This window comes from Marivirga lumbricoides (assembly GCF_014636295.1).
GTDB classification, from domain to species: domain Bacteria; phylum Bacteroidota; class Bacteroidia; order Cytophagales; family Cyclobacteriaceae; genus Marivirga; species Marivirga lumbricoides.
The window spans coordinates 294,330-308,718 of sequence record NZ_BMEC01000004.1 but is presented as its reverse complement, the minus strand read 5'-3'; the positions used below and the strand labels follow the sequence as shown (position 1 = coordinate 308,718).

14 protein-coding genes are annotated in these 14,389 nt (G+C 35.4%); 9 read left to right on the top strand and 5 right to left on the bottom strand.

From position 1 onward, the window contains the following. Window positions 1–37: 37 nt before the first annotated feature. Window positions 38–604, top strand: coding sequence for a crossover junction endodeoxyribonuclease RuvC (gene ruvC / locus IEV85_RS08160; protein ID WP_188462097.1), 567 nt, complete (start codon window positions 38–40; stop codon window positions 602–604). A gap of 11 nt (window positions 605–615) precedes the next feature. Here ruvC and IEV85_RS08155 read toward each other — a convergent pair whose 3' ends face one another. From IEV85_RS08155 to IEV85_RS08145, 3 genes are all read right to left on the bottom strand, one after another. Further along, window positions 616–1,743 (bottom strand): AI-2E family transporter, encoded by a 1,128-nt coding sequence (locus IEV85_RS08155; protein WP_188462095.1) that lies wholly within the window; start codon window positions 1,741–1,743, stop codon window positions 616–618. 166 nt (window positions 1,744–1,909) lie between these two features. Then, entirely contained in the window at window positions 1,910–3,019 is a 1,110-nt protein-coding gene (locus tag IEV85_RS08150) for an AI-2E family transporter (RefSeq protein WP_188462093.1), read from the bottom strand. A gap of 174 nt (window positions 3,020–3,193) precedes the next feature. After that, window positions 3,194–4,240, bottom strand: a complete 1,047-nt coding sequence (locus IEV85_RS08145) for a glycoside hydrolase family 113 (protein ID WP_188462091.1) — start codon at window positions 4,238–4,240, stop codon at window positions 3,194–3,196. A 188-nt stretch (window positions 4,241–4,428) separates the two neighbouring features. Between IEV85_RS08145 and IEV85_RS08140 the strand changes: the two genes are divergently transcribed. Next, window positions 4,429–6,591 (top strand): tetratricopeptide repeat protein, encoded by a 2,163-nt coding sequence (locus tag IEV85_RS08140; protein ID WP_229712536.1) that lies wholly within the window; start codon window positions 4,429–4,431, stop codon window positions 6,589–6,591. 88 nt (window positions 6,592–6,679) lie between these two features. Here IEV85_RS08140 and IEV85_RS08135 read toward each other — a convergent pair whose 3' ends face one another. Further along, window positions 6,680–6,979 carry a hypothetical protein gene (locus IEV85_RS08135; RefSeq protein ID WP_188462089.1) on the bottom strand — a complete coding sequence of 100 codons (300 nt, stop codon included), beginning with the start codon at window positions 6,977–6,979 and terminating at the stop codon, window positions 6,680–6,682. A gap of 372 nt (window positions 6,980–7,351) precedes the next feature. On the opposite strand from IEV85_RS08135, the gene IEV85_RS08130 reads away from it, so the two are divergent. Continuing rightward, window positions 7,352–8,122 carry a LytR/AlgR family response regulator transcription factor gene (locus tag IEV85_RS08130; protein WP_188462087.1) on the top strand — a complete coding sequence of 257 codons (771 nt, stop codon included), beginning with the start codon at window positions 7,352–7,354 and terminating at the stop codon, window positions 8,120–8,122. A 12-nt stretch (window positions 8,123–8,134) separates the two neighbouring features. On the opposite strand, the gene IEV85_RS08125 is transcribed toward IEV85_RS08130, so the two are convergent. Next, window positions 8,135–9,826 (bottom strand): AsmA family protein, encoded by a 1,692-nt coding sequence (locus IEV85_RS08125; protein WP_188462085.1) that lies wholly within the window; start codon window positions 9,824–9,826, stop codon window positions 8,135–8,137. 227 nt (window positions 9,827–10,053) lie between these two features. On the opposite strand from IEV85_RS08125, the gene IEV85_RS08120 reads away from it, so the two are divergent. The 6 genes from IEV85_RS08120 to IEV85_RS08095 all read left to right on the top strand — a co-directional run bounded on the left by IEV85_RS08120 (window position 10,054) and on the right by IEV85_RS08095 (window position 14,187). Continuing rightward, a complete protein-coding gene (locus IEV85_RS08120) occupies window positions 10,054–10,200 on the top strand; it encodes a hypothetical protein (protein WP_188462083.1) in 147 nt (48 codons plus the stop codon). Window positions 10,201–10,248: 48 nt separating this feature from the next. Further along, window positions 10,249–10,938, top strand: coding sequence for a PepSY domain-containing protein (locus IEV85_RS08115; RefSeq protein ID WP_188462081.1), 690 nt, complete (start codon window positions 10,249–10,251; stop codon window positions 10,936–10,938). 245 nt (window positions 10,939–11,183) lie between these two features. Next, entirely contained in the window at window positions 11,184–12,143 is a 960-nt protein-coding gene (locus IEV85_RS08110; RefSeq protein ID WP_188462079.1) for a hypothetical protein, read from the top strand. Between the two features lie 210 nt (window positions 12,144–12,353). After that, entirely contained in the window at window positions 12,354–12,587 is a 234-nt protein-coding gene (locus tag IEV85_RS08105) for a transposase (protein ID WP_188462078.1), read from the top strand. 75 nt (window positions 12,588–12,662) lie between these two features. Continuing rightward, window positions 12,663–12,899, top strand: coding sequence for a hypothetical protein (locus IEV85_RS08100; protein ID WP_188462077.1), 237 nt, complete (start codon window positions 12,663–12,665; stop codon window positions 12,897–12,899). 250 nt (window positions 12,900–13,149) lie between these two features. Beyond that, the gene (locus tag IEV85_RS08095) at window positions 13,150–14,187 is read left to right on the top strand and encodes a YncE family protein (protein ID WP_188462076.1); all 1,038 of its coding nucleotides are present in this window, start codon (window positions 13,150–13,152) and stop codon (window positions 14,185–14,187) included. The last annotated feature ends 202 nt before the right edge of the window (window positions 14,188–14,389 follow it).

The window sequence follows — 14,389 nt, the reverse complement described above, 5'->3', positions numbered from 1 at the left end:
GTGCACTTAATTGAATCCGAATATTAACTTTGCAATAATGGTGGTTACAAAGCAAACTTCAAAGGCAGAGAAAATTATTTTAGGTTTAGATCCGGGTACATCGGTAATGGGTTATGGAATAATTAAAGTAGTAGGCTCAAAAATGACCATGTTGCAATATGGGGTAATTCATTTGTCCAAATATGCCAATCATGAAGTAAAACTCAGAAAAATATTTGATCGGGTAACCAGCTTAATCAATGACTATCTGCCCGATGAGGTTGCCCTTGAGGCGCCTTTTTATGGAAAAAATATTCAATCCATGTTGAAACTCGGGAGAGCTCAGGGCGTGGCAATGGCTGCCGCTTTGCAGAAAGACCTTCCTATTACAGAATATGCACCAAAGAAAGTAAAGATGTCGGTTACCGGAAATGGAAATGCCTCTAAAGAGCAGGTAGCAGAGATGTTAAAAACATTATTAGGCATCAAAGAAATACCTAAGCTTTTGGACGCTACTGATGCCTTAGGTGTAGCTGTCTGCCACCATTTTCAAGGTAAAGGTGGTGTAAGTGTAAACAAGAGCTGGAAAGCTTTCATTAGTGATAATCCCGGAAGAGTAAAGTAAGTCCCGCCCATTTACTTCTTCTTTTTGTCAGAAGAAAACCAACCTCGAAATTTAGATTTGAACCGGGCAATTTTATCAGAGGAATTTCCCCTACCTCCTGCCACATCGCTACTGATCAGTAAGCCAACAGGTTTTAATTGGGTAAATTCATCACACACCACTTTAAGCATTGCCACAAAAGGCATAAAGAGGATCATTCCGGCTACACCCCACACAGCTGCACCTATGATAAGACTGATAATAGCTGCCAACGCATTTACATGCATACTATTCCCCACTATTTTAGGACTTAGAAAATTACTTTCTGTCATTTGAATCGCTTGAAAATATGCGATAACCAAGAGTGGAGTCAGGAGATTATCTGAGGTCATGAAAGCGTACAAAATAGGAATAACAGCCCCTGCCACTGTACCTACATAGGGGATGATTACCAATGAACCTACAAAATAGCCAAAGAGAAAAGGACTATCGATCCCTATAATCCATAGTGCGATGCTGTGAGATGTGCCCATAATTAAAATCAGGGTGAACATACCGGACAAGTACCCCTGCCCTACCTTTTGCACTCTTTTGAGCATGCCAAGAGTTTGCTCTCTTTTATCTCTCGCAGAAAACTTGACAAACCCTTTGGTTAATCCCACTCTGTATATCAAAAAAAGTAAAGTAAAAATAATGGTGGAAATGAGCCCTCCTATAATAGCGGCTATACTATTTACCACAGTTTTCATGATGGATGCACTGGATTCATTCATCCATTCTTTACCTCTTGTAATTACTTCTTCTCTTGTTAATTCATCTATGAAATTGATGTTCTTGTTGATAAAAACCAGCACATCCGAGAAGCTATCCATAAATTTTGCACTCAAATTCGAAACTTCCTTTGAAAGGCTGATTATCTGTGTGGAGAAAAGAAAGATAGCACCCGAAAGGACTAAAATCAGCATCAGAATAGCCAAAAATGCTGACAAGGTTCTATTTACGCCCCATTTTTCAAGTCTTTTGCAAACTGGTAGCAGGATAAAAGAAACGAGAAGGGCCATCCCTATTGGAATAAGAACTATTTTGGCAAAACCTAAAGCGGCAAAAAGAGCAAATGAAGTAGCTAGTACAAAAAATAATCTTCTAAAAGATAAGTGCATATTAGTAGTTAATGAAAAAGTTATAGCTTACATAAAGTAAACTATAACCTTACTACTTAAGTTACTAAAATTGACTCTTTTCGTGATTACCCATTTAATCCCTAGTAAATTTGATTATTTAATTATAAATTTTAAAGCTTATCAAAAAGCTGAGTAATCTCCAATTCTATTTAAACCAGGCTTTAATTTTCTTCACCCATTTTCCTTCCTCATCTTTTTGCCTCCCATCATTGCCTATTACATCCGAACCCAAAATCATTGCCAAAGGCTTTAATTCCATAAATTCGTTACAAAACACTCTTAACATAGCTGCGAAAGGCAGAAATAACACCATGCCGGCAATGCCCCATACTGAAGCTCCAATAAGTAAGCTTAATATAGCTGCTAAAGCATTTAAATTTAAACTGCTTCCCACAATTTTAGGATTAAGAAAATTGCTTTCTATGGTTTGTACACCCCAAAACAAACCTATCACCGCTACAGGAGTCCAAATAGAATCAGTGGTCATAAAAGCATAAATTACAGGAATAGTAGCACCCAGTGTTGTTCCCACATAAGGAACAATAGACATCATGGCCGCTAAAAAACCGAAAAGAAAAGGGCTGTCTATGCCGATAATCCAGAGACCAATGCTGTTAGCAAGGCCTAAAATAATAATCAGTATAAACATCCCTGATAAATATTTTTGACCTACTTTCTGTATATTTTTTAACATATGAAATACCCGAAGCCTGTTCTCTTCGGAAGCGATATACATTAAGGATTTAGTAAGTCCTGCCCGGTATATAAGAAAGAGGAAAGTAAAGATCACCGTGGATACTAAACCCGCGAAAAAATTAGCTGTTCCACTAAAAGTATTTCTTAAAAGAGAGCCCGAAGAGTTCTTCATCCATTCTTTTCCCTGATCGATGAGCTGATCTCTCTCCAGGTCATCTAAAAACTGTACATTTTTATTCACTACAACCAACGCATCTGAAAGTGTGGTCATAATTTTATCAGTAAAACTGTTTACCTCCTGCGAAAGACGGATGATTTGTGTTGAAAAAAGGGTAAGCCCCCCTCCGATGATGATGAACAGCATAAGAATCGACAAAAAAGCAGCCACCATTTTATTAGCTCCCCATGATTCTATCTTTTTACAGACTGGAAATAGAATAAAGGAAATGAGAAGTGCCATTCCGAGAGGTATTAAAACCACTTTGGCCAGACCCAAAACTGCAAATAATCCAAAGGCGGTAGCCAGTGCGAAAAATACTCTTTGAAATGATAAATGCATAGTAATTAAGGTTAAAAAGTTTGAGTTATAAACCTGTAAATGTATATAAATAAAAGCTATCCGGAGCGCATAGATGCTTTTGTTTTTTAAAATATATTGCGTTGATAGTTCTTACTTTCCAGAGTTTTGAAATGATACTTTCTTCGGGATATAGGTAAAAAATTAAACCCTTTTTTATTCTTCTTCAAATGCTTTTTTAATCACCTCCATAGCTGCTTTATTCTGCGGTGTATAAGCCTTAATTGTTCGGGAATGGAGTCCGTTTTGGGTAAGGTGCCATTTCCAGATAAATCCTCCGCTCCACCAGCTCTGATTATTAAAAGTCTGGTATACAGCTTCAAAGGCAGCTTTCTGGGCTAAAAAATTTACATCAAGCGTATCTTTATCAACGCTCCAATGGCCTTTGCCAGGATAATCTGTGCTTTCATACCCATATTCTGTGAAGAGAACAGGTTTATTGAGCGCTTTAGATAATTGCTGCATTTCCTTCATGGGCCCTTGCCATGCCTGCACTAATTCCGCCACTTCAGGGCTCTTTGCTTCGCTCAAGGGAAAATAAGCATCAATACCAATGTAATCCAGCTTTTCCCAGAAGCTCACCTTTGTATATTCATCCCAATTAGCGGCATAGGTAAGCTTGCCATTATACTGACTTTTAGCAGAATCTATCAATAAATTCCAAAAGTGTGATCTCTGTTGAGTAGAATTACGCACCTCTGTTCCTATACAAAACAATTCAACACCTAAGCTGTCTGCAATTTTCACATAATTGATGATGTACTTGAGGTAGTGATCTTCAAAATTATTCCACAAAGCCTCCTCACGAAAAGTAAGGTCTCCTGCCCAGCCTTGTCCGCCTACCCACAAATGGGGCTTCAGCATAACTTTTAAGCCAATCGATTGAGCCATGATGATTGATTCCTTAATTCCTTCTGACTTTTCTCCCCACCACTGACGGGGATGGTCAAAAGTTATTTCTCCTGTAGTTGCATCACAAAACGCATAAGGTACCAGGGCAACCCATTCAGCACCAGTTGCCTTTACTTTTATCAGGGAATCCAAGAGGAAAACCTCTCTTGGTGCTACTAAATTAAAGCCATGGATTTTTTTTGTTCTGATAGTGTCAACACCTTGCTCAGGCTTAAGGTAAAAAGCTCCTATAGCCGAAACAATGAGGAAGAAAAGAATAAGTATAATATTACTGAAAGCCCTTTTATTCATCTTAATTTGACAATACTATTTAGTACCAGATTGAAAACAATTTTCCGGAACGAATATACAAGTAATCAGATGATTTATAGCATTTTAACTACAATGATATATTGATTGTGGAAATTATTATGCATTTTTATCATTGGATTATCTGCTTATAGTCAAAGCTTTAGATAGTCGAAAGAAATTTATAAACGATGATGTATACCGGAATCATAAAAATGCGTGCGAAGGCTGCTATGAGAATCTACTTTACCATTTGTATAGTGGCCGTATTCTCTTTTCCTTCCGAACTACTGGGGCAGAAGATGATTAGCAATGATTCTTTGCGAATCTCAAATGCTATTGATTCCTCCCGCACCATTCACAGAAACCAACATAATGATTCGCTTGAAAGCTATTACAGTGAATTAGCGGTAGAACTTGCTTTTCAATCTGGCGATAGCCTGCTTTATGCCCAGGCATTGGATAATTCAGGTTTGTTAAACAGGTACCATCAAAGGTATGAAGAAGCTATTACACTACACGGTAAGGCTTTTACGCTGGTTAAAAATAATGAAAAAGCTGCCCCCCTCTCAAAAATGATCTATGCAAATAATGCAGGTGTGGCCAGCAGGTATGCCCACCAATTAGATAAAGCAGTACTTTTTTATAAAGAAGCCCTAAAAATTGCAGAAGAAGAGAATGATTTAAAAAATATTGCAATCGCATGCAACGGGCTGGGGAATACGTTTTTAAATATTCCTAACCGGGGAGATGACGCCATCAGTTATTTTGAACGCTCTCTGGCTGCCGAAAAGGCAAGAGGTAATAGCCTTGGCGTGGCAATGAACTACCTTTCCATCAGCGATTTCTATAACCAAAAAGAAGAATACTTAAAAGCACGCTCCTATCTTGATGAATTACTTGCGATCAATACAGAGCGAAACGATACTTTCGGACTGGCGATTACCTATGAATTTTTTGGGCTGAACTATTTTGATGAAGGAAAGAACTACCCACAGTCAGAAGCTTATTATTTAAAATCGCTGGAGTTATTCCAAAAAATAAAAAACACACACAAAGAAGCTGATGTATTACTTCACCTGGGCGAGGTGAATAAGGAAAACAAACTATATCTGGAAGCAATTAGATATTACCAGCAATCATGGGCGTTGGCAGAACAGATTAAGAGTAAAGGTTTATTAATGGATATTTCAAATTCTTTATCGGACACTTATGAACAGCTGGGGAACTATAACAAAGCACTGGATTACTATAAAATTTCACAAGCTTACAAGGATAGCGTGGCTTTGAAAGAACAGGAAACCCAAATTGCTGCCATTGAGAAACGTTTTGCCATTGAAAAGAAAGAGTCGCAGATAGAATTACTTGAGAAAGACAAGAAGCTTCAACAGGCACAACTAACAAGCCAGGAGACTACATTACGGACACGCAATTTTATTCTTCTTCTATTACTTATTGGCTTAGTGGCCATAGTAGCCATTGCCCTCCTTCAGTACCGGAATATTAAAATTAAGAAGAAGTCTAACTTGCTGCTGCAAGACCAGAATAGTAAAATTTTGGCTCAAAAGGAAGAAATTGAAAAGGTAAACAAGCAATTGGAAGCTGCTTTCCAGCAGTTAATCACCCAACAAAAAGAAAATGAAGAGAGGAAAGTAAAGTTAATTGAAAGTAATTTCGAAAATAAAATACAATCCCTCACTTTACAATCGCTGGAATCTCAGATGAATCCCCATTTCCTCTTTAATGGCATGAATGCTGTGCGCTGGCTGGTGATACAAAATAAAAATCAAAAGGCGATGAGATATCTCGATACTTTTGCCAACCTACTTCGACTTAGCCTGACCAATAACCGAAAAAATGTGATTGAACTGGGAGAAGAACTCAGAACTACCAGCCTCTATTTAGAAATAGAAAAACTAAGGTTTGACAGTGAGTTCACCTTCTCTGTAAATATAGATGAAACCATTAACGAGAACAATATTCTGGTTCCACCTAAAATACTACAACCCTTAGCAGAAAATGCGGTGAAGCATGGCTTATTACCCAGCAGAAAAGTTAATAAAAAACTAACCATTAATGTATTGGAGAGGACTGAAGGAGTGTGTATCCAGGTGATTGACAATGGAACGGGGTATAAAACCGAAAAAAAAGCAGAGAATGTGCCCAGACCTGACGGCACTCATTTAGGCTTAAAGCTTATTGAAGAGCGTCTGGTTATTTATAACCAGCAGAATAATTTACCTATAACTTTTGAAATTGGCAGCTACTATAACGAAAGTGATCAAGTGGCTGGCACTAAAGCAGAAATAATGATCGTAGTAGAAAAAGAGAGAATTACCCGCCTTACTATCTGATTTAAAGGATCCGAGATTTGATAAACATTAAAATGAGAGATGAAGTACTGGTGAGTTCACTTCATCTTCTCACTACCCCTATGAAAAATTAATCTAATGCATACATCCTGTAATACGAGCCATGATAAATCCGGTTTTTAGTGCCGGACTTTCTTTTTGTAAGGGTAAAAGAGAAAGTGGTTTGCTCTCTCTTTTTAGGTTGATTTAAACTTCCTGTTGTATGGTTTGTAATCAAATGCAGGTTATCTACAGCCATTTCGTATTTTAAAGACTGGTCAACAGTTATACTTTCAGGTTTTTCTATATTAAGGGCATTATCTTTTGAGAAAGAGGTTAAAATAAAGATGGCTGTCGAAACATATACGATTTTTTTTGTAAGCTCTTTCATAAGGTTCTAACATTTTAGTTTATGATAGCACCAGAGGTTAATGCGCACTCTGTAGCTTTGCTTTTTTATCAATCACATTTGAACTTACAGGGAATTTATTGGTAATTAAACAGGAAATTACCAGGACTTACTTCCTGATTACTAGCTGATAAGGATCAGTGAGAATTCCTCAGAAGAAAAGGAAAATGAAGGATATTTAGCCAATTCTCACCGAAAGCTTTAGCATTTTGTCTCATAAGTGATTAATCCTCACTGAAAAGCCGTAGATTAATTAAATTGCTGCTATTAAATGATTATAATTGCTTTTGTATTTTAAAAAACATCCATAGTTTAAATTATATGCTCCTTACTGAAAAACACTAGGATTACGCTATGAGAATAGGAATAATTGATGATGAAATTCATTGCATTGAAAGTTTAATCATGAGCCTCAAAAAGCTGGACAGCAGTGTTCAGGTTGTACTCAAGGCTTCCCGTGTGGATGATGCGCTTGAGATGTTGCGGAGAGTTGATATAGACCTCCTTTTTTTGGATGTGGAAATGCCCCGATTGAATGGCTTTGAATTGCTGGACCAGCTGGATGAAATAACTTTTGAGGTGGTTTTTACCACGGCCTACAGCCAATATGCCTTAAAGGCTTTTAAATATCAGGCCTTAGATTATTTGATGAAACCTGTGGATGAAGGAGATTTAAAAAAGCTGTTGAATAAGCTTGATGTTAAAAAGCCTGATAAAGATAATACACCTGAGAATGATATAACCCAATTCATCAACCTACTAAAAAAGGATAAGATAATTAGCGCCAAAATTGCTGTACCTGTTAGTGAAGGACTTGAATTTATTAAAGTGGAAGATATTATCTATGCCCAGAGCCAGAACAATTACAGCATGCTTTATTTAGCAGATGGAGAAAAGCTGCTATTTAGTAAAACACTTAAAGATGTAGAAAACACTCTTAAAAACTATTATTTCATAAGAATACATCAATCCTACCTCATCAACCCAAACTACATGAAGAAATACCTTAAAAACGATGGAGGATCTGTATTGATGGACAATGGAGCTTCATTACCCATTAGCCAAAGTAATAAGGAAAAAATAGTTTCACTTTTTGAAGCCATTGCCAGAAACAAATCCCTTTAAACAATCAGAAACTTAATTCTTCTTCTCCTTATTTTTACCAAAGCCCAGTTTACTCCAAAAGGATTCTTCCTCATTTGAATTCCTATTTTGCTCTATTTCAGCCGGAGCAGATGCACCTAAAGTGGATTTAAATCCGGTTACTAAACTTTGCGACCAATAGTTAAACATTGATTTGCGCGTGTCTCGTTCAAAATTAATTTGTCCTACACGGAATTTACCATTAGGCCTGGGATTAAATTTTGGTAAAGCAACATTGGCTAAAAATGCCAACGAATTTCTAATAAACTGACTCTCTATTTTTTCAGAGTCTACATTTATCTTCAGGTCAGAATACCTGAAGCGCATACGCCCGGTGGTGGAGTACCTGGTGCCTGAAAAGGTAAAATACACCCCATCATTTTGTCCTTCTTGAATGTTTACCGGCAGCACAACCCCAATAAAATCATTAAAAGCAGTTAATTGCATTGGTTCTAAAGAACCTGTAGCGCTAAAATCACCATTTTCTGTTTGTAAGCCATATACGATTTCAGCGCTAAGTACTGCTTTATTAAACACTTTAGCAGAGGCTAGTATTTCAAGAGAAGCATCTAAAGCTTCTACACTGTCGGCAATATTTGTAAAATGCCTAATAGTGCCTGTTAGATCGTTAAAAGTGATTTTACCTGTGCTCTGCTTGCCTTCCGGTTTTTCTATGTATTCAATAAACATATTTTCCACCAAAACTTTTCGGATAAACACAGGCAATTCCATATCCTCCAATTGGTCGATTATAATGGGCACAAACCTGTCATCAGGCAAAATATAATTCTTATCCCTCAGCACCGATAAACTTGGTTGGTACACCCTTATTTCCTCTGCAATAGCTGCTTTCATCGTTCCCTTAGGGATGGTAATATCTTTCAATTGAATGCTATCCACTTTTAGCGCAATATAGCTGGTGAGCACCTCTTTTTTAGCTGCAAATTCTTTCCAATCATAAACCGGCTTCAATAGCACATCATTAATCTGCGCCTCTCCCACCAAAGGTCTGAAAATAGTATTTCTAATCTGCACCCTATAAAAACCATCCGGTAAATAATAATCCATGGCATTAGTTTTCAGCTCTACGGCACCTATTCCACCGCCAGCAGGCATAAATTCCTTTTCGCTGTCATAGAACACATCCTGTATTACCAATTCATAAGCCGAGGTGAACTGCCCTGTTTGCTCTCCCCTTTCCTTGTAAAAATTGAGCTCACTATTTGATAAGATAATATCACCCACAGCAATTTTAAAAGGTGTGCTGCTACCGGCATCTTCAGATGCCTTCGGTTTCAGCTTTTCGAAATCAAAAGGAACATCGGAGAACACTTTGTCAAGCCTAAGCGCTTTTACTTTTATCGTATCATCAGTGAAAAAATCTTTATAACTGGCCCAATTGGCTGTAATAAGCTCTATTTTCAGGTTGGCAAGTGTATCGGCTCCTGACTCACTGAAAATTGTAAGCCGAACATTAGAAATGGAAGCATTCTTACTAAAAAACCGGAAGGTTAAATCATCGAAATCGAAAACTACCCGGTTAGGCCATAATTTATTAAGTTCAGTTTGCGCCTTCTCTTCTAAAAACTTTTCTATTTTAAAATTTTTAACAAGCTTCCAGGCAATGAGAATCAGTAGGATGAGACCAAAAAATATCCCTAAAAACCACTTGGTTTTCTTATTCATAGTGTCAATGGATTAAAAATAACGTATTTTGGTAAATACTCTGTTAATGTACGCATAATAATGATAAATGAATGAAAGTACTCCATACTTTTAAATAACAGCTTTTGGATAAGCCAGTGGATGAGTGTCTATACAATTTCGATAAACTGATGATTCTTCTCTATTAACCATCCGAGTGTAAAATTATATATTACTTCCTTTGTGTCTTTTAAAACTTACATAAAAACATGAAGAAATTATTTTTATTAGCAGCTATGGTATTCTCATTGCTTTCTGCTAAAGCACAAATATTAAAACGATCCACTGTGGATGAAATTAAGCAAGGTAGAGTGATTGTAGCTCTTAAAGATGATGAGCGTTTGAATGAAATTTAGAGAGCAGCTATAGAGAAAAGATGGAATTATACAGAAATTATTGATTACGTGCCAGAAGATGATGCATTCGATAAATTAAAAGCAGATGAAGTGGATTATGTATTATACTTAGACACAAAGGTTAAAGCAAAATCCCGAGGATATGATAGAGGTGATTTCACACATTATTATGTAAATGAAGGTATGGCCATTACCCTAAGAAATGGTAAAAGAACTAATGCTGCTATTCAATACATTCCACCTTTCGGAGACGACAATGAATATGCCGAAGCTTTTATCAACTTCGGACTTGATGCTTTTCAATATCAATTTGAGATAATTACTAGCAAAGAATTAAAATCTAACACTAATCTCTATGCAAAATTCAATGAAAATGGTAATGAACTAAAGGAAAAGACTTTACTAGTACTTGCAGAATGGATTCATAAAAAAATCAGTATTGAAGAAGTGAAGGAAATTTACGAAGGAAAAATTGAGGCAGTTCCATTTGCCGACTGGAAAGAAGCTATTATGGAGAAACAAGAGGGAAAAGCTTATGTGGTAGTGGTACCAATTCCATTAGGAAGGTCATATGTTTACTATCATTATTTAATGGATGCTGCAACTGGTAGGATTTTAGGAATGGGTCAGCCTAAGGTTTCATTTGGAGTTAATATTGGTGCTTATAATTATTCAAAGAATAATAGTGGATTTGTAAATGAGAAAAATTTAGAAATTTACAATGAACTAATGGATTAAATATTGAAGATTTATCAATATATAGAAGCCCTATACTGAAATAGTTTAGGGCTTTTTTATGACTTGTTTTTTCTTCGCTATATTGTGTAACAGAGTAGGAATTTTAGCTATTGATTGTGCCAATTAAAGGAAATAAAATTGGTAAATATGTATGGTATGGACAGAATGAACACATGCGAAACGAGTACACCAGCGGGGGAAATAAATGAAAGCAAAACAGTAGAATATTTAAAGAAACTATAATCATGTTAAGACTATCTTTTACCGTATTTTTCATTTTGTGCATTGTAAATATTTCATTTTCACAAAATAGCTTAAGAGATTCCTTGCTTACTATATATACTGAGCATGAATTAAAAGAAATGTCATCCCGTGAATTAGGCAATGCTATACGAAAAATGAGAGGTCAGGAACCTATACCTCCCAGCCCTACAATTCAGAGGTCGGATGAAGATAAGTATGGTTTTAAAATTATTAGAAATATTAATAGTGACTCATTAGAAAGTGAAATTAATAAGAGTGTTTCTGATATTACGGTTAAAGCTGATAAATATGAAATAAAAATTTTCCCGAATTCTTATGTTGATATAATCAATAGATTTGAATATGGGTTTTATTCAAACCTTAAAACGAGAGAGCTTAGACATAAAAATTATCATAATCTCGATTATTCCTACGAAGGAGATGAAACGTTTAGATTAAATACATTTACAAACAATAGTAGGCGCACATATTTTCTTGATGAGAATGATTCGATTCAAAAAATAATTATCGAGACTGGAAAAAATGTAAATCCGGGGAAAGAATATGATTGGCCATTTTCCATTCAATACCAAAAAACTACTTTTTATGTTAAGGGAGGTAATTTACTATATGTGAAACAATTATTCTTTGGTGAGGATTTCAATGGAGATCCCGCAACACTAGAGGAAAGTGATTCTTTAAGTCGAGCTGAGGTTAAAAATTATTATTTTTTCAAGAACAACTTTATTTCATCTTATAGTGCAAAGTCTTATCATAAAGACATTGAAAGCATTGGTAATAATCTATTACATAAAAGTGAGTACTGCAATAATGAGTTAGCCGCACAATTCAAGAATTATATAAAAGAATATTTTGAATATACTAAAGGTGAAAATGACTACTTAAAACCTCATGAGGGCTCATATACTCAACCAGAAACTATTTTTCTGGATGAAAAATGAACCCCTCTAGCACACGCGTTCCGCGTGTGTCTGATAGAACAATTAAAATAAACTAAATGAGTAGGTTATATCAAAAATCATCGAATAAAGTAACAGCAAAGAAATAAAAATTATCCCACACTAGTCCTCGTATGCAACGAGGATTCTTGAGGACAGCATTTTCAATGCAAAAATAGATTTTAAAATGAGTATAAAATAATAGGAAAACAAATGTCAGGTGACAGATATAAAATACAAGACCAGCAGGGCTGCTACTTCACTACAATGACGGTAGTACATTGGATCGATGTATTCAGCCGAAGAGAATATCGTGACATTATAGTTGAGTCATTAAATTATTGCATTGGTAATAAAGGGTTAAAACTGTATGCTTGGGTAATTATGAGCAATCATGTGCATATTGTTGGTCAAATAGAAAGTGAGCTGGGTATATCAGGATTTTAGAGAGATTTTAAGAAATATACATCAAAACGGATATTAGAAGCTATCGAAGAAATACCAAAAAGCAGAAGAGAATGGATGTTGGATAAGTTTTCATTTGAAGCGAGAAGAACAGGAAGAGCGACAAATTATAAACTATGGAAGGATGATAATCATGCGATTGAAATGAGTGGCATAGATATGATGAACAAAATAAATTATAACCACAATAATCCTGTGGATAATGGATTGGTGGCAGAACCGGACCATTACTTATATAGCAGCGCGATTGATTATGCAGGAATTAGGGGTATGGTAAAAGTAGAACTGATATGATAATGGCTGTTGAAAACAGCTTGCTCATGCATCCTCGTTGCAAACGAGGACGAGGACAGATTTTAAAAAGGAAAAATTTGTACAGTGGTTATCTGCTAACAAATCAAGCATTGAGAATTTAGGGTATGATAAAATTAATCAGCTATTTAATACATCTTTTAATGAGTTTACGCCAAATAATCTATTATCTCAAACAGTCTTAAACTATTTCAGTATTACAAATAACTATAATGCTATTATCAGATAAAATATGTATTCTCTAACTTATAAACTAGAAAAAATAAAAGCTTCCTCTTTTAAAATAGATTATCAAAATCAAGTATTTATTAATTTTGATAATCATATCGGTTTTTTCGATGGAGAGGACATGAAAAAAATTGACAAATCCTTTGATAATGAAAAAATTACAATTGTAAAAGATAAAGATGTTTGGATTGCAGAAGCTTCAACTGGTAAATCCTTTATTTATAGTGGAGGGAAATATAAACAATCAGTAAATTATATAGCTACAATTTCTTCCAGGTTCATAAATTATTTCTCTACTGAAGAATATTTCTATCCAACGATATATCTCAATGGAGATTTTTCTATCTCTTATTATGCAAGAGTTCTAAATAGAGATTATTCCATTGTTGATGTAATAGCTGAAAATCTAGGATATAAACATATTCGGTTGGTTATAGATGATAATTCATTTGTTTCTTGTGGCATTGATAAAATAGGAGTATTTGATTTTGATAATAATAAAATATGGCGGTTCAAGTATTCAGATTTTATAAAATCAGACAAAGCAATTTTACATAGCCAAATATTGAGCTTTAATGGTAAACTTTTCTTTGTAATTGATGGCAATGACAATAGAGGTCTATTTGTATTGGATGTTAAGACTGGTCGAGTATTGAAAAAGTTTGAAGGGCTTTGCTACGAGCTTTTTCAAGATTACGAGTACATCTATACTACACACTTTGAAAATATTCTATATAGAATTGACGCAAAAACTCTAGAGATTGAGGAATGGGATTGTCATGAGTTAATAAAATCAAAAGGCTTTGAAAGTATTCACGATCATCGCTGTGATATTGTGAATGGCAAGTTCTTTTTCACCCAATCACTGGGAGATAACAGAGCAAAATTAGGGGTCCTAGATTGGGAGAAAAAAGAGCTGGTTTATAAACATGACTTTGAACCTAAAAACGGAGCAATAGGCAGTATACATGTAAGTGAAACGAGAATATTTGTACATACTCAAGATAATATACTCCACATTTTCAAAGAAGAACTTCCATAACTAGCAAAACTTAAAATGAATAGGTGAAAATCTAACATCTTTTACCTCCCAGCTAGCGCACGCGTGCCGCGTGTGTCTAGTAGAAAAAGTAAAATGAATAGAAATGAGCAGAAAATATAAATTTCATAATAAAGAAGGCCTGTATTTCATAAGTTTTGCCACAGTCTACTGGATAGATATTATGGTAAGGGAACAGTATTTT